At 71.2% G+C, this 14,679-nt stretch carries 13 protein-coding genes and 2 pseudogenes; 9 read left to right on the top strand and 6 right to left on the bottom strand.

Translation table 11 applies throughout. From position 1 onward, the window contains the following. Positions 1-126 precede the first annotated feature (126 nt). From ACIQM3_RS09310 to ACIQM3_RS09300, 3 genes and pseudogenes are all read right to left on the bottom strand, one after another. On the bottom strand, positions 127-1,572 hold the full coding sequence (locus ACIQM3_RS09310) for a glyceraldehyde-3-phosphate dehydrogenase (RefSeq protein ID WP_401516119.1): 1,446 nt from the start codon (positions 1,570-1,572) through the stop codon (positions 127-129). Beyond that, positions 1,569-2,884: pseudogene (locus tag ACIQM3_RS09305) on the bottom strand (sulfatase-like hydrolase/transferase). The gene ACIQM3_RS09310 and the pseudogene ACIQM3_RS09305 overlap by 4 nt, the downstream one beginning before the upstream one ends. A gap of 127 nt (positions 2,885-3,011) precedes the next feature. Next, on the bottom strand, positions 3,012-3,980 hold the full coding sequence (locus ACIQM3_RS09300) for a TauD/TfdA dioxygenase family protein (RefSeq protein WP_401621062.1): 969 nt from the start codon (positions 3,978-3,980) through the stop codon (positions 3,012-3,014). A 262-nt stretch (positions 3,981-4,242) separates the two neighbouring features. Here ACIQM3_RS09300 and ACIQM3_RS09295 point away from each other — a divergent pair. Then, positions 4,243-4,785 (top strand): annotated as a pseudogene (locus ACIQM3_RS09295) (hypothetical protein); the annotation flags it as partial. Positions 4,786-4,938: 153 nt separating this feature from the next. Here ACIQM3_RS09295 and ACIQM3_RS09290 read toward each other — a convergent pair. Next, positions 4,939-5,397 carry a hypothetical protein gene (locus ACIQM3_RS09290; protein WP_401621059.1) on the bottom strand — a complete coding sequence of 153 codons (459 nt, stop codon included), beginning with the start codon at positions 5,395-5,397 and terminating at the stop codon, positions 4,939-4,941. 193 nt (positions 5,398-5,590) lie between these two features. Between ACIQM3_RS09290 and ACIQM3_RS09285 the strand changes: the two genes are divergently transcribed. From ACIQM3_RS09285 to ACIQM3_RS09275, 3 genes are all read left to right on the top strand, one after another. Then, a complete protein-coding gene (locus tag ACIQM3_RS09285) occupies positions 5,591-6,556 on the top strand; it encodes a YihY/virulence factor BrkB family protein (protein WP_401621056.1) in 966 nt (321 codons plus the stop codon). A 147-nt stretch (positions 6,557-6,703) separates the two neighbouring features. Continuing rightward, positions 6,704-7,117: a hypothetical protein gene (locus tag ACIQM3_RS09280; RefSeq protein WP_401621053.1), complete on the top strand. Its 414-nt coding sequence runs from the start codon at positions 6,704-6,706 to the stop codon at positions 7,115-7,117. 166 nt (positions 7,118-7,283) lie between these two features. Beyond that, positions 7,284-7,646, top strand: a complete 363-nt coding sequence (locus ACIQM3_RS09275; protein ID WP_401621050.1) for a DUF4180 domain-containing protein — start codon at positions 7,284-7,286, stop codon at positions 7,644-7,646. Positions 7,647-7,699: 53 nt separating this feature from the next. Here ACIQM3_RS09275 and ACIQM3_RS09270 read toward each other — a convergent pair whose 3' ends face one another. Then, complete coding sequence (locus ACIQM3_RS09270) at positions 7,700-8,239, bottom strand: MarR family winged helix-turn-helix transcriptional regulator (RefSeq protein WP_401621047.1); 540 nt, start codon at positions 8,237-8,239, stop codon at positions 7,700-7,702. Positions 8,240-8,368: 129 nt separating this feature from the next. Here ACIQM3_RS09270 and ACIQM3_RS09265 point away from each other — a divergent pair, with 129 nt between their 5' ends. Further along, a complete protein-coding gene (locus ACIQM3_RS09265) occupies positions 8,369-8,701 on the top strand; it encodes a hypothetical protein (RefSeq protein WP_401621044.1) in 333 nt (110 codons plus the stop codon). A gap of 245 nt (positions 8,702-8,946) precedes the next feature. Here the strand turns inward: ACIQM3_RS09265 and ACIQM3_RS09260 are convergent, their stop codons facing one another. Then, the gene (locus tag ACIQM3_RS09260; protein ID WP_401621041.1) at positions 8,947-10,314 is read right to left on the bottom strand and encodes an MFS transporter; all 1,368 of its coding nucleotides are present in this window, start codon (positions 10,312-10,314) and stop codon (positions 8,947-8,949) included. Between the two features lie 289 nt (positions 10,315-10,603). On the opposite strand from ACIQM3_RS09260, the gene ACIQM3_RS09255 reads away from it, so the two are divergent. The 4 genes from ACIQM3_RS09255 to ACIQM3_RS09240 are packed head-to-tail and all read left to right on the top strand — an operon-like array spanning position 10,604 to position 14,674. After that, a complete protein-coding gene (locus ACIQM3_RS09255; protein WP_401621039.1) occupies positions 10,604-12,088 on the top strand; it encodes an aldehyde dehydrogenase in 1,485 nt (494 codons plus the stop codon). A gap of 32 nt (positions 12,089-12,120) precedes the next feature. After that, positions 12,121-13,098: a VOC family protein gene (locus ACIQM3_RS09250; RefSeq protein ID WP_401621036.1), complete on the top strand. Its 978-nt coding sequence runs from the start codon at positions 12,121-12,123 to the stop codon at positions 13,096-13,098. After that, positions 13,095-13,892, top strand: coding sequence for an aspartate dehydrogenase domain-containing protein (locus ACIQM3_RS09245; RefSeq protein ID WP_401621033.1), 798 nt, complete (start codon positions 13,095-13,097; stop codon positions 13,890-13,892). The genes ACIQM3_RS09250 and ACIQM3_RS09245 overlap by 4 nt, the downstream gene beginning before the upstream one ends. Beyond that, positions 13,889-14,674, top strand: a complete 786-nt coding sequence (locus ACIQM3_RS09240) for an alpha/beta fold hydrolase (protein WP_401621030.1) — start codon at positions 13,889-13,891, stop codon at positions 14,672-14,674. Before ACIQM3_RS09245 ends, ACIQM3_RS09240 begins: the two co-directional genes overlap by 4 nt. Positions 14,675-14,679 lie beyond the last annotated feature (5 nt).

Raw genomic sequence — 14,679 nt, 5'->3', positions numbered from 1 at the left:
GTGCCGGCCGGGCCCTGCGCATGGCCCCGCGTCCCCGGAACCCCAAGCGGGGGGCGGGGGGGGCCCTGGCACATTTACCCGGGCGCGCCCCCCGCCCCCCCCCCCGGGCCCCCGCCGCCCGGAGGGTCAGACCGCCGGTGCCGGGTAGGTCGGGTACTCGACCCCCGAGACGTGCTGGACGACCCGGACGACCTGGGAGGAGTAGCCGAACTCGTTGTCGTACCAGAGGTAGAGGATCGCGTTGTCGCCCTCGACCTTGGTGGCTCCGGCGTCGACGATCGAGGCGTGGCGCGAGCCGATGAAGTCGCTCGAGACCGCGTCGGGAGCGGTGATGAAGTCGATCTGTCGCCTGAGCGGCGAGGTCAGCGACACGTTACGAAGGTAGTCGAGGACCTCCTGGCGGTCGGTGCCGCGCGCGAGCTGCAGGTTCAGGATCGCGATCGAGACGTCCGGCACCGGGACCCGGATCGAGCTGCCGGTGATCTTCGCGTCGAGGTCGGGCAGCGCCTTGGTGACGGCGGAGGCGGCGCCCGTCTCGGTGATGACCATGTTGAGCGGCGCCGAGCGGCCTCGGCGGTCCGAGTTGTGGTAATTGTCCAGCAGGTTCTGGTCGTTGGTGAACGAGTGGACCGTCTCCACATGGCCGCGCAGCACGCCGTACTCGTCCGCCATCGCCTTCAGCGGCGGGACGATCGCGTTGGTGGTGCAGGAGGCGCAGGAGATGATCTGTTCGTCCGGCTTGATCGTGTCGTGGTTCACCCCGTGCACGATGTTGGGGACGTCGCCCTTGCCGGGTGCCGTCAGGACGACCTTCGCGATGCCGGGGCGCAGGTGCTTGGACAGCCCCTCGCGGTCGCGCCAGCGGCCCGTGTTGTCGATGAGGATGGCGTCCTTGATGCCGTGCGCCGTGTAGTCCACCGCCGTCGGGTCGTCGGAGTAGATCACCTGGATCTCGTTGCCGTTGGCGATGATCCGGCTGTTCGCCTCGTCGACGGTGATCGTGCCCTGGAACTGGCCGTGGATGGAGTCCCGGCGCAGCAGCGAGGCGCGCTTCACGATGTCCTGCCCGGCGCCCTGACGTACGACGATGGCGCGCAGCCGCAGGCCGTTGCCGGAGCCGGTCTTCTCGATGAGCAGGCGGGCCAGGAGACGGCCGATGCGGCCGAACCCGTAGAGAACCACGTCGCGTGCCTCGCGGCGCTCCGTCTTGTTGGCGCCCGTGGCGCCGGCCACGGCCTCGGCGGTGAAGTCGCCCACCGACATGCCGCGGTCGTCCGTCCGGTACGTCGCGGCGAGCATGCCCAGATCGATCTGGGACGGGCCGAGGTCGAGCGCCATGAGGGCGTGCAGGAACGGCAGTGTCTCGGTGACCGAGAGCTCCTCGCCGGCTATCTGCCGGGCGAAACGGTGGGTTTTGAGGATGCTGACCACCGACTTGTTCACCAGGGAGCGGCTGTGGAGCAGGATCGTGACGTCCCGCTCCCGGTGCAGCTTCCCGATGATCGGGATCATCGACTCCGCGATCTCCTCGCGGGTCTTCCAATTGGTGAACGAGTCCTCGGTGGCAGTCACAAGTCCATCTTTCGAGCTAGGCGGTGCTCATATGTTAACCGCACCAGTTTTTGATCACGCAATCGGTGCCGCCCGTGGGCTCCGCCCGCTCGGATCGATGTGCCCTGGTCAGGAGAGCGCGCCTGCCTCAGGGGCTGGGGCGGTGGCCGAACCTCACCCCCTCCCAGGGCAACTCGGCCGGGAACGGCTCCGCGCGGCGCTGCCCGGCCGGACGGTGGGCGGCCCGCTCGATCACGGGCTTCACGCCCTCGATCCGCTCCAGCCACTCCAGCAGTTCCGCCAGCAGCCCGTCGGCGACCTCTCGGTGCGAGGCGAGCCCGGCCAGGTTGTCCAGCTCGTACGGGTCGGCCGCCAGGTCGTACAGCTCGGTCTCCCTGTAGAGCCCCGCGTCCGGCTCGTTCCAGGCGTCGGCCCCCGGTGCGTCCACCGCGTACTTCCACCGCGAGGTGCGCACCGCACGGCCGACCCGGTCCTCGCTGATCTGGACGAGGACGGACCCCGCCCGGGGGCACCCGCACGGACGACTCATGGGCGGAGCGCTTGTACTCGCTGTTGCGCGTACGGAAGTGGGAGCCGTGGTCCGCGGTCCACGCCAGCACCGTGCTGTCCTCCGTGCCCAGGCTCCTGAGCGCGTCGCGCAGCCGGCCCACCCCCTCGTCGACCCGCTTGATCTGGCCGAGGTATCCGGCGAGATGACGGTGCGCGCCGCCCTGCGGAGCGCCCGGCGCGAGTGCTGCCAGGTCGGGCGGCAGCCAGGCACCCTCGTAGAGCTCGCGGTAGCCGGCGGGCGCCGGGTGGTCGTCGGTGGGGTTCTGGTGATGGGGCTCCAGCAGGCAGACGAAGAGCAGACAGGGGCGGTCGTATGGTCGGCCACGAAGCGGATGGCCGCGTCGATCAGGGCGTCCGAGCGGTACCCGGGAAGCCGCGCCGGCTCCCCGTCCTCGTCGTACATCACCGTGCGGTACGCGTCCGAGGTGAACTCCAGGCGGTCCGAGGCGAGCCACTTCTCGTAACCACCCCGCCGCCCGGGCGGTACGGGGCCGTCCGGACCGTCCTCGCCCGCCAGGTGCCACTTGCCGATGCAGCCCGTCGCGTACCCGGCCCCGGCGAACGCCCCGGCGAGGGTGGGTACGTCCTCGGGGAGCGGCAGCCCGTTGCGGAAGACACCGGACGCGGTGGGGTAGCGGTCGGTCTGCAGGGCCGAACGGGCGGGCGCGCAGACGGGGTTGGGCGTGATCGCCTGCTCGAACAAGGTGCCCTCGCGGGCGATCCTGTCGAACTCGGGCGTCACCTCTGCGCGGTTGCCGTGCACTCCGGCCGTGTCCCAGCGCTGCTGGTCCGTGAGGATCACGATCACCTGCGGGCGCGTCCCGGCGGACGGTGCCGGGGCACCGTCCGCCGGGCGGGTGTGTCACCGTGCCCGCTCATGCGTGCGTCTTCTACGCGACCTCCCCGGCGTCCGCGGCCTCGGCGGTCGAGGCTCCGGACGGTATGCCGAACGAGGGGTCGGGCACCTCCTCGGGGCTTATCAGCGTCGAGGAGCGGCCGTCGGTGCCGACCGGGATGTCGCCGTCGATGGTGACGCGGCGGAGCTTGCGCTCATGGGCGTCGGAGTCGTCCACGCCGTAGTGCTGCGTGGCGCGGTTGTCCCAGATGGCGACGTCGCCGGTCTGCCACTGCCAGCGCACGGTGTTCTCCGGACGCTCGATGTGGGACTGGAACAGGTCGAGAAGCGCGCGGGAGTCACGGCCGGTCAGCCCGCTGATGCGCTGGACGAAGTTACCGAGGAGCAGGACGCGTTCGCCGGTCTCGGGGTGGACGCGGACCACCGGGTGCTCGGTCTGGAACTTCGTCGAGGTGAACACCCTGCGGTACTGGGCGAGGGCCTCCGGGCGGGCCTCGGGACGCAGGGCCACGTAGTCGTAGTCGTTGGAGTGGACCGCGCGCAGGCTGTCGGCGAGCACGCGCAGCGGCTCGGGCAGTTCGGCGTACGCGGCACCCGTGTCGGACCAGAGGGTGTTGCCGCCGTACGGAGGGATGACGACGGCACGCAGGATCGAGAAGGCCGGATAGGCCGGCACGAAGGTCACATCCGTGTGCCACTGGTTGGCCCGGCCGCCGTGGTCGGAGTCGATGCCGAGCGAGTAACGGCCGTCGGCGGAGGGCACTGTGGGGTGGGCGACCGGGGTGCCCAGCAGCCGGCCGAACGCCTCGTGGTTCTCCTCGTCCAGATGGCCCTGGTCACGGAAGAAGACCACCTTGTTGGCCAGCAGCGCGGCCCGGATCCCGGCGACCGTCGCCGGGTCCAGGTCCCCACCGAGGCGTACCCCGGAGAGGATCGCGCCGAGCCGACCGCCGATCTTCTGGACGGTGAGGGTGGAGGCGGGAGCGGTGGTTGCTGAGGACATGACGGGATTCCCTTCGGTTTTCGGGATCGCCCAAGACGGTCGTTGGTTGATCTTGGAGAGGAAGTAATCGGCCGACCAGGGGCGCGAGAGGTGCGGAGCGCTGAGTGTGGCTGGACCGTGGTGCGGGGCGCCGGTCGTTTCGGCCGCACGGCACGGGCCGGAGTAGCAGGGTCAGGCAGTCGTACAGCGGCCCGGACACGCCATCGGCGTGGTGGGGCGGCCGGCGTGGGCGGGCCGCGCGTCGGAAACGGCCGTCGCGAACATGCCCCGGAGACTCGCAGCGCCGCACGGCGGGCGTCAAGCACCGGCCGGTGCCGCGGAGGCCGTCCGGCGGTGGTTGAATCAGCGCTCCCACGGCGCACACACCGCCTCTGATGATGCCCCGTCAAACCGTGCCCGACCTGCGGTTCTTCCTCCGGTCGCTTCCGGAGCGCGCATCCCGCCGGAGAACCGGGAACAAGGGCCGGCCCGATTTCACGCCGTCGTAATGTTGCGACGCCCCGGCGTCCCAGGACCGAAGGAAGCCCCCGACGCAGGGCTCGAATTCCTGCGGACCAATCACGCCGAGGACAACTGGTTCGTCCAGATCGAGACCTTCGACCCGCACGAACCCTTCTTCACCCAGGACCACTACAAGGACCTCTACCCACACGACTACCAGGGCCCGCACTTCGACTGGCCCGACTACAACCGGGTCACCGAGACGGACGACCATGTGCGGCACGCCCTCTACGAGTACGCCGCGCTGCCCTCCATGTGCGACCACTCGCTGGGCCGGGTCCTGGACGCCATGGACGCCCACGGACTGTGGGACGACACGATGCTCGTCGTCTGCACCGACCACGGCTATCTGCTGGGGGAGAAGGGCTGGTGGGCCAAGGTCGTCACCCCCTGGTACCTCGCCGAACCGTTCGGCTTCACCAAGGGCGTACGCACCCTCAGGATCCCCGCCAGCCCCTCACCGCTGCTGGGGCCGCAGCGCTTCGGCAGTCTCCTCTTCGACCTGGACACGGACCCTCAGCAGGAGAAGCCCCTCGTCGACGACGCCGCCGAACTGCGCATGATCCGGCTGCTGGTGGAGCGGCTCAGGGAGAGCGAGGCACCGGACGACCAGTACGAGCGGCTGGGCCTGCCGCAGCACCCCGACGAGGTGACCGAGGCCCATCTGCTCGTGGCCTCCCAGCGTGAGCGTGCCGAGGCGGCCCGTGAACCGGCCGCCCGCTCGGACGAGTTCCCCGAAGGAGCCCTCAATCTCCGTACGTCTCTGGCGGAACTGCTCGCCGAACCCGCCGCCATCGACGCCATCCGCCGGATCGTCCCAGGACTGCTCGACACCGAGCTGCTGACCGTGCGCGGGGGCGGCTCCCTCCTCCGGATTCGCGGCCTTCGCCGGACACCCCGGGCTCGCCCAGCTCACCGCACTGGCCGAGGAACTGGCCCGTCTCTTCCCGCGGCGGCGGGACCACGGAGCCGTCCGACGATGACCACCCCGCCTCTGCCGCCCGCCCACGAGGCGCGCGGGCCCAGGGGCCGATGGCTCCGCTGCCCCTGCACGAACTACTGTGCGGGCGGGTCGGGACAGCAGGACCGACAGTCGGAGGAGAGGTCTCATGGGGACAGTCGTCCATGTGCCGCAGACGCGGGACATGATCGGGGAGGAGCTCTCGGGGGACGAAGCTCTCAGCGCGCTGCGCCATTACGGCGGGCGCAAGCTGCTCCTCGACGCCTTCGCACGGTTCCGGTACGCCGACGGGTTCAGCTTCGCGAGATCGCTCGGATTTCAGGTGGTCGTGGGCATGGTGCCCTTCGTGATCGCGCTGGTGGGCGTGGCCACGACGGTGCACACCGAGAGCATCGGCCGAGTGATCGAGCTGACGCTCGGAAGGATCGCCCCCGGCGCCAGCGTGGAACTCGTGCAAGGAGCGTTGCGGGACACCCGACGGAGTGCGGGTTCCACGACGGCAGGGGCGCTCGCCATGTGGCTCGGCCTCGGCTTCGCCGTGCTCAATCTAGCCTCGGCGATGGGCCAGATCGAACGAGGCTGCAACCGCATCTACGGCATCGAGCGCGATCGTCCCTTCCTCGCCAAGTACGGTCGCGGCCTGCTGCTGGCAGTCGCCGCGGGGCTTCCGCTGATGCTGGGATTCCTCGTGCTGGTCGCCGGCGAAGCCGTCGGGGACTCGGTGGTGGAGGCCCTCGGCTGGTCGCGGTCCTGGCTCGGCTGGTGGGACGTCCTCGAAATACCGGTCGGAACGGTCTGCGCCGCATTGGCCTCCGCCGTGATCTTCCGCTGGTCACCCCGGCGTGTGCAGCCCGGCTACACGTGGCTGGTCTTCGGGTCCGCCGTGCACCTGGTCCTGTGGGTCACGGCCACCTGGCTGCTCACGTTCTACGTGGGCAAGAGCGGTTCGTTCGGTGCCGTCTACGGGCCACTGACCGCATTCGTGGCGCTGCTGCTCTGGGCCAACCTGACCGGCATCGTCCTGTTTCTCGGGATCGCGTTCGCGGCCCAGCTGGAGGCCGCCCGAGCGGGTATCACCGAGCCCGTCCGGCCGGACCCCGGTCCCGGCACCTGAAGGCCGTCCGGCAGGCGTCGCTTCGCCTCCGGCGACGGCCGGAGGCATCGGTCGCGGCAGGCGGGGCAGGCGCGAGTCATGCAGGGAAGTTACGCACAGACCAGGACGGACACGCTCCGCGGTGCGCCTCTCCGTGGATCGGACGACGTGGAACCCCCCGCGCACCACGGTGGCGGGGGGCGCCACCGACTGCTCAGACACCGCAAGGGCGACTGGCACCGGCGCATGCTCGCCTACAGCGAGGTCGAGTTGGTGCCGTCGCCCGGGCGGAACGCCGGTGACACGCAGTGTCTGCTCCTGGTACACGTGCGCAAGGTGGTGGGCCACGTGGATTTCCGCCTCTGCGCATCCTGCGCGGAGGCGGTCATCACCGACGTGCTGATCGAGAAGCAGTTCCACCGCAGCGGGCTGGGCACCAGGGCTCTCTCCCACCTGCGAGCCCGGTATCCGGGAGTCGTCTGGCGCACCACGCTCGACCGCCGCGGGACGCGTGACCTCATGCGCCGGATGCGGGTGCCGAGGCAGGCCGAGGGCAGCCGGTGCTCCCACGCGAACGATTGACGCCCGGACCCGGCTCATCGTGGGCCCGACGAGGCCCTTCCGTGCCGAGCGAGCGCCGTCTGCGCGCCACTCGGACACCTGGCGCGGTCTGTCGATCTCGCCCGTCGCAGCAACGGCTCCGGCGTCGCACGCTGCTCGGTCCCGACACGCCGTAGTCTGGTCGCCCATGAGCACCTTGCAGACCATCCACGACGTGCCCGTCCTGATATGCCCCTCCCAGGGCGAGACCATCCGCGGGGAGAGGGAGGCCCTGGACCTCATCGGTGACGCGGGCTACCAGGGGGCCCGGTGGGCCGTCATCCCCGTCGGGCGTCTCGACGAGAGCTTCTTCCGGCTGGAGACCCGCGTCGCGGGCGACATCGTCCAGAAGTTCGTGCAGTACGGCGTGGGACTGGTGGTGCTCGGCGATGTCTCCCGCCTTACGGAGGAGAGCTCCTCGCTCCGGGACTTCGTCCGGGAGTGCAACCGGGGGACCCAGACCTGGTTCGTCGCCGACGACGACGAGCTGCGCGAGCGGCTGAAGGGCTGAAGGCCCGGACAGCGACGCTCGCGCAGGGGAGGGGAGCCATGCCGGCCCGGCGGTCATTCCCCCGCGCCGGCCCGCTCCTCGTCGGCGTCGAGGATCGAGATCTCCAGCTTGCGGAGCAGCCGCGCTAGCTGCCGGCGCTCGGAGGGGGACAACCCTCCGAGCATCCGGTTCTCGTTGTCCAGGTGTTCGGTGAACGCCGTGTCCACCGTCGCGAGGCCCTTCTCAGTCAGCCGGGAGTAGACGACCCTGCGGTCCTGGGTGTCCCGCTCGCGGACGATGAGGCCGTCCTTCTCCAGACGGTCGATCCGCAGGGTCACCCCTGCCGACGACACCAGCCCGGAGTCGGCGAGCTGCCCGGCTGTCAGCCGGTAGGGCTCCCCGGACCTGCGCAGCGCGGTGAGGACGTCGAAGCCCGCGACGGACAGGCCGTGCCGCTCGATGGATTCGGTGAGTCCGGTGCTGTAGCGCAGGAAGGAGCGGTGGAGCCGGGCTAGGACCTCGAGCGGGCTCGTGTCCAGCTCCGGCCGCTCCCGCGCCCAGTCCTCGACCACCTTCGCCACGGCGTCCTGGTCCCCAGGCCTTGATGCTGCCATCTCATCCCCTCGTACGGCGTCGGCCGGCGTCCCCCCGGCTGCTCACGGCTTCTCACGGCACTGAGAATCTTACCGCTGAGGTGATGGGAGGCTCAGCCGCGGGACCGCCGCCTCACCGCCCTGACCGGCATGACGACGAACAGCACGGCGGCCGCGGGTACGGCGGCCTTTCTGAGCAGGACCGGCAGTGCCCCTGGTGCTTCCAGCACCGCCTTCCGTCCCGGAGCAGCCGGGAACCGCCTCCTTGTCGCCCTGTTCGACGACTGCGCCGCGTGCCACCGGCTCGTCGTCGGCAGGGCGGTGCGCGCGTACGGCATCAGCCTGCCCGCCTACGACGTCCTGGCCACGCTGCGCGAGGCGGGTGCCCCGTGCCGGCTGACGACGGGCGAGGTCGCGGCGGCGGGCTCGGCCCGGGCGGCGGTCTCACCCAGCAGGCCGACCGGCCGGCGGAGGCCGGGCTGATCCGCCGCGAGCGGGGCACCGGCGACCGCAGGGTCGTCTGGCTGTGTCTCACCCCCGAGGGCCTCCAACTGACCGGCCGGTTGGCGGACATGCGGTCCGAGCGGGAGCGGCCGGCCTGGGCCACACGGAACGCCGGCGGCTCACGGCTCTCCTGGGGACTCTGGCGCACACGCTCGGGGCCGGTGGCCCGGAGCAGTGAGCGCTGCTCCCGGCCCCCGGCCCCGAACCGGCGTGACCAGGCGTGATCAGGCGTTGAGTTCCTCCAGCGTCCTGCCCTTGGTCTCGACCGCGAACCACGCGATCACGGCGCCCACCGCGCCCACCACGGCGAGCTGCGCGAAGACCAGCCCCAGTCCGCCGCCCGCCCCGATGACCGCGCCGACGGCCACCGGGCCGAGGATGACGCCGCACCGGTTCCACAGACCGCCGAACGCCGCGCCCCTGGCCCGGTTCGACGTGGGGTAGAGCTCGGGGGAGTAGAGGTAGAGCCCCGCGTTGATCGCGTACAGGAAGAACGTCGTACAGGAGGCGAAGAGGGCCACCTGGCCGCCCGAGGTCGCGCCGGCGAGAGCCAGTACGGCGAGGGAGAGCACGGTGCCGACGAAAGCGCCGATCAGGGCGGGCCTGCGGCCGATGCGGTCGATCAGCATGGCCACGACGAAGGTGCCCAGCAGGCCGGTGAGGTTGCTGACCAGGGTGTAGACGAGAGCTGTGGTGAGGTCCAGGCCGAACTCCTTCGTGTAGAGGGAGGGCAGCCAGGTGGAGATGCCGTGGTTCACGTAGTACGCCACGAACCACAGACCCGACAGGACCGCCGTACGCCGCAGATAGCGTCCCCGGAACAGATCCATGAGGGTGCCCTTGGGCTCGTCCGGCGTGTCCACGGACGGAGTCGGCGCGGGGAGCTCCTCGGCGGTCGCGCGGGCGACCTCCGCCTCGATCCGGGAGATCGCGGCCTCGGCCTCGGACGTACGTCCACGGGACAGCAGCCAGCGCGGGGATTCCTCGACGTGGCGAGGCAGCATCGCGGCGATCACCACGGGAAGCGCGCCCACGAGGAACATCGCGCGCCAGCCGAAGGCCGGGACCACCCAGACGGCGAGCAGGGTGGCGGCCGCCAGTCCGGCCGGGAAGATCATCTCGTACAGCAGGACGAAGCGGCCCCGCTTGTCGGACCGGGCGATCTCGTTGATGTACGTCGCCGCGACCGGTACGACGCCGCCGATCCCGAGGCCCTGGAGGAAGCGGAAGAGCGAGAACGTCTCGATGTTGCCGGAGAAGGCCACGGCGAGGCTGGCGAGGCCCGTGACCCCGACTCCCAGCGCGACGGTACGCACGCGTCCGATGCGGTCGCCCAGCCACCCCGCGGCGAGGGCGCCGAGCAGCATGCCGATGGAGGCGGAGGTGACGGCGAAGGTGGCCTGTCCGGTGGACAGGTGCCACTCCTTCATCAGGACGGGCAGTGCGGACGCGGCCAGCAGCTGGTCGAACGCCTCGAAGAAGGTGACGGCGCCGATCAGGAACCGGACCTTGATGTGCCAGCGCGAGTGCGGCAGTCGTTCGAGTCTCGCGGCGATAGAGCCGAGAGCGGGCTTGCCGGCCACAGTCGTCATGGAGGGGGTCCTTCCGCGGGCAGATGAGTTGCGGAGACAGTAGGGGGCTATACCTAAGCGGTCAATAGTTAAGAGCTTAGGAAGCTTGCTCCCCGCGACTCGGCCACCATCATCGATCGCGTGGAAGTGGTGCTCAAGACCTTCCGGGCAACGATTTCACCTCAGGGTCTTGTGCCGAGAAACTTAAGCGCTTAGATTTCTAGCACTTCGGCAGTCCGGTGGCGGTAACCCAACGAGCCTGTCCGCACCCGGAGTCCACCCCTTTTCCGCCTCGTCCGGAGGTCCACCCGTGCTGCAGTTCCCCACCCAAATCCTGATCGCGGGCCAGTGGCGGCGTGGTGCGGGCGAGCCCGTCGACACGGTCGACCCAGCGACCGGCCGCGTCCTCGCCACCGTCCACTCCGCGTCGGCGGACGAGGTCGCCGAGGCGGCCGAAGCCGCGGCGCGGGCCGTGGCGGACCCGGCCTGGCGCGACCTGCCCGCCCACGAGCGGGCACGGCTGCTGCACCGGATCGGTGAGCTCACAGAGCGGGCCGCCGACGAGCTCTCCGCCCTGCAGACCGCCGACACCGGCAAGACCCTCACCGAGACCAGGGCCCTCGCGCTCAGCGCGGCAGGCACCTTCCGCTACATGGCGGCCGTCCTGGAGACGGCCGAGGAGTCGGTGACCCCGTCCCGGGGTCCGTACGTCACGGTGAGCACGCACGAGCCCATCGGCGTCGTGGGAGCGATCAACCCCTGGAACTCCCCGGTCGCCAGCGACGCCCAGAAGATCGCTCCCGCGCTCGCCGCCGGCAACGCGGTGATCCTCAAGCCCGCGGCCTGGACCCCCCTGGTCTCCCTGGCGCTCGGGCGGATCGTCTTCCAGGCGCTCGACGAGTTCCGGCTGCCGGCCGCACTGCTCTCCGTGCTGCCCGGCAGCGGCCGGGTGGTCGGTGACGCCCTCGTGCGCCACCCCCTCGTCGGCCGCATCGGGTTCACCGGGGGCACGGAGACCGGGCGGTCCATCGCCGAGAGCGCCGCCCGGAAGCTGATCCCCGCCTCCCTGGAACTGGGCGGCAAGTCACCGACGATCGTGCGCGCCGACGCCGACATCGAACAGGCCCTGGCCGGGGTGCTGTTCGGGATCTTCTCGTCCAGCGGCCAGTCCTGCATCGCAGGCTCCCGGCTCTTCGTGGCACGCGAGATCTACGACTCCTTCGTCGGCGAACTCGTCGAGCGCGTACGCAAGCTGCGCGTCGGCCCCGGCACCGACCCGGCCACCCAGGTCGGCCCCCTGGTGCACCACCGCCACCGCGACTCCGTCGCCGCCTACGTCGACCTCGCCCGGTCCGAAGGGGCCCGCGTGCTGTGCGGTGGTGCGGCGCCCGAGGGGGAGCCGTACGAGGACGGGGCTTACTACCTGCCCACTGTCCTCGACGGCCTCCCGAACACCTCGCGCACCTGCCAGGAGGAGATCTTCGGCCCGGTCCTGGTCGCCCTGCCGTACGACGACGAGGACGACCTGGTCCGCCAGGCCAACGACTCCGTCTACGGCCTGGCCTGCGGGATCTGGACCCGCGACCTGCGCGCCGCCGGGGCGCTGGCGCGCCGGATCGAGGCCGGAACCGTCTGGATCAACACCTACAAGCAGTTTAGCGCCTCCACCCCCTTCAGCGGGTGGAAGGACAGCGGCCTCGGCACGGAGAAGGGCCGCGACGCGATCCGCGCCTACCAGCGCCAGAAGTCCCTGTACTGGGGCATCTCGGACCACCCGCTTCCGTGGGCCAACTGACCCGGCACACCTGCCAGTCCTGGAGGGACCCCATGCACCCGATACCGCCCGGTCCGATCGCCCGGCTCCGCTCACTCCGCTACGTCGAGCTGCACACCCCGGCCTTCACCGAGGCCGCCGACTTCTACGAGGACGTCTGGGGCCTCGAGACCGTCGAGTCCGACACCGGCGCCCGCTGGCTCCGGGGCACGAGCGACGAGCACCACGTCCTGCACCTGACCGAGCGGGACCGGGTCGGCCTCGGCAGGATCGCCTTCGCCGTCGCCACACCCGCCGAGGTCGACGAGGCGGCGCGCCGCCTCGAAGCGCGCTCCCTGGTGCCCGTCACCGGACCCGGCCCGCTGGACCAGGTCGGCGGTGGCTACGGACTGCGGTTCACCGACCCCGAGGGCCGCCTCATCGAGATCAGCGCCCAGGTCGACGCCGTCGTGCCGCGCGGCAGGGACGGCGCCGTCCCCGTCGGGGTGACGCACGCCGTGCTCAACACCACCGACATCGACGCAGCGGTCGCCTTCTACCGCGACGTACTCGGGCTGCGCGTCTCCGACTGGTCCGAGCACCAGATGGCGTTCCTCCGCTGCAACAGCGACCACCACTGCATCGCCTTCAACCAGGCGGAGTGGACCTCGCTCAACCACGTGGCCTACGAGATGACCTCGGTCGACCACTTCATGCGAGGCCTCGGACGGCTGCGCCACCACGGCATCACCCCCCAGTGGGGACCCGGCCGGCACGGCCCGGGGAACAACACCTTCTCCTACTTCACCGACCCCTCCGGGCTGGTCTGCGAATACACCTCGGAGGTCGCCCAGATCGTCGAGGACGCCTGGATCGCCCGGGTGTGGCGGCGGGTCCCCGAGCTCTCCGACCTGTGGGGGACGGCCGGCGCGCCGTCCAAGGAGATCCGCTGCAGCATGGCCGGCTCCCCGGACCCCGGCCCGCTCGCCACCCCCCAAGCCCAGGGCACCGGCCCGCTCGTTCCCGTAGACGCCCAGGAGGCCACCGCATGAGCACCGTACGCAAGGTCGCCGTCGTCGGCTGGGGCGCCATCGGCCGCGTCGTCGGCACCGCGCTCGCCGAAGGACGTGTGACCGGCGCCGAGCTGGTCTGCGTCGTCGACAACCGCCCGCTCGGCGAGGCCGCCCCCGTGCGGCAGGCCACCTTCGAGGAGGCCATGGAGTCCTGCGACCTCGTCGTCGAGGCCGCGGGACAGGGCGTCGTACGCGAATGGGGCGAGCGGGTCCTCGCCTCCGGCACCGACCTGCTCATCGCCTCCACCGGCGCGCTGACCGACGACGAGCTCACCAAGCGGCTGCTGGCGGCCGGCCCCGGCCGGGTGTACTTCACGGGCGGCGCCGTCGGCGGGCTCGATCTGCTCCAGGCGGTGCGCACCCTCGGCCCGCTCGACGAGGTCCGGCTGACCACCACCAAGCTGCCCTCCACCCTCGAACAGCCCTGGATGGACGAGGAGCTGCTGGGACGCATGCGGACGGCGACCGGCCCCGTCGAGGTCATGTCCGGGACCGCCCGCGACGTCCCGGTCAAATTCCCCAAGTCGACGAACGTGGCTGCCTCGGTCGCGCTGGCCGTCGGCGACCTGGACGCTGTGCGGGTCCAGGTCGTCGCCGACCCGGCGGCGCACCACACGCGGCATGTGATCGAGGCGTCCGGCGGCCACGGCTCCTACCGCTTCGAGGTCGCGCACCTGCCCGACCCCGTCAACCCGGCCACCAGCCAGGTGGTGCCGTACGCCGTGCTGCGCAGCCTCGCCGCACTCGCCGGCCGGACCGGGCAGATCCTGTGAGCGCCGCCCACGTCCACGTCGAGGAGGCGGGCGGCCAAGGGCCGCTGCTGCTGTGCCTGCACGGCATCGGCTCGTCCTCGGCCGCCTTCGCCCCGCAACTCGCCGAACTCTCCGCGTACGTACGGGTCGTGGCCTGGGACGCCCCCGGGTACGCCAAGTCGCCCGACCCCGAGGCCCCCCTCGACCTGGACGGCTACGCGGACGCGGCGGCCGCCCTCATCCGGGAGCGCGCCACCACCGCCCACCTCCTCGGCGTCTCCTGGGGCGGAGTGATCGCGCTGCGTCTCGCCACCCGTCACCCCGACCTCGTCGCCTCGCTGATCATCGCCGACTCCAGCCCCGGCTCGGGCACCGACGAGGCCAAGGCGGCCGGCATGCGCGCCAGAGCCGCCGACCTCGCCGAGCTGGGCCCCCGCGCCTTCGCCGAAGCGCGTGGCCCACGGCTGGTGTCGCCCGACGCGCCGGACGAACTGGTACGCCGCGTCGTCGACACCATGGCCGCCTCGGTACGCCTGCCGGGCTACGCCCACGCCGCCGAATCGATGGCCTCCGCCGACCTGCGCGCCGAACTCCCCTCGATCACCGCCCCCACCCTCGTGCTCTGCGGCGAACAGGACCGGGTCACCGGCACCGAGGCGAGCCAGGCCATCGCCGGGGCCATCCACAGGACCGCCTACGTGATCGTCAAGGACGCCGGTCACCTGGCCAACCAGGAGCAGCCGGGCCACTTCGACGCCTGGGTGCTCTCCCACCTCCGCATCACCGCGGCCATCCCCGAATAGGAGCC

It is taken from the genome of Streptomyces sp. NPDC091271, from assembly GCF_044757505.1.
GTDB lineage: Bacteria > Actinomycetota > Actinomycetes > Streptomycetales > Streptomycetaceae > Streptomyces.
Note: the sequence above shows the minus strand (reverse complement) of the source record. Positions and strands in the feature narration are given on the sequence as shown.

Coding starts and splice junctions, on each gene's coding strand:
- ACIQM3_RS09270 (WP_401621047.1), bottom strand. CDS start 8,239: ATGGCAGCATCAAGGCCTGGGGACCAGGACGCCGTGGCGAAGGTGGTC.
- ACIQM3_RS09285 (WP_401621056.1), top strand. CDS start 5,591: ATGGGGACAGTCGTCCATGTGCCGCAGACGCGGGACATGATCGGGGAG.
- ACIQM3_RS09275 (WP_401621050.1), top strand. CDS start 7,284: ATGAGCACCTTGCAGACCATCCACGACGTGCCCGTCCTGATATGCCCC.
- ACIQM3_RS09265 (WP_401621044.1), top strand. CDS start 8,369: ATGACGACGAACAGCACGGCGGCCGCGGGTACGGCGGCCTTTCTGAGC.
- ACIQM3_RS09250 (WP_401621036.1), top strand. CDS start 12,121: ATGCACCCGATACCGCCCGGTCCGATCGCCCGGCTCCGCTCACTCCGC.
- ACIQM3_RS09300 (WP_401621062.1), bottom strand. CDS start 3,980: ATGTCCTCAGCAACCACCGCTCCCGCCTCCACCCTCACCGTCCAGAAG.
- ACIQM3_RS09245 (WP_401621033.1), top strand. CDS start 13,095: ATGAGCACCGTACGCAAGGTCGCCGTCGTCGGCTGGGGCGCCATCGGC.
- ACIQM3_RS09260 (WP_401621041.1), bottom strand. CDS start 10,314: ATGACGACTGTGGCCGGCAAGCCCGCTCTCGGCTCTATCGCCGCGAGA.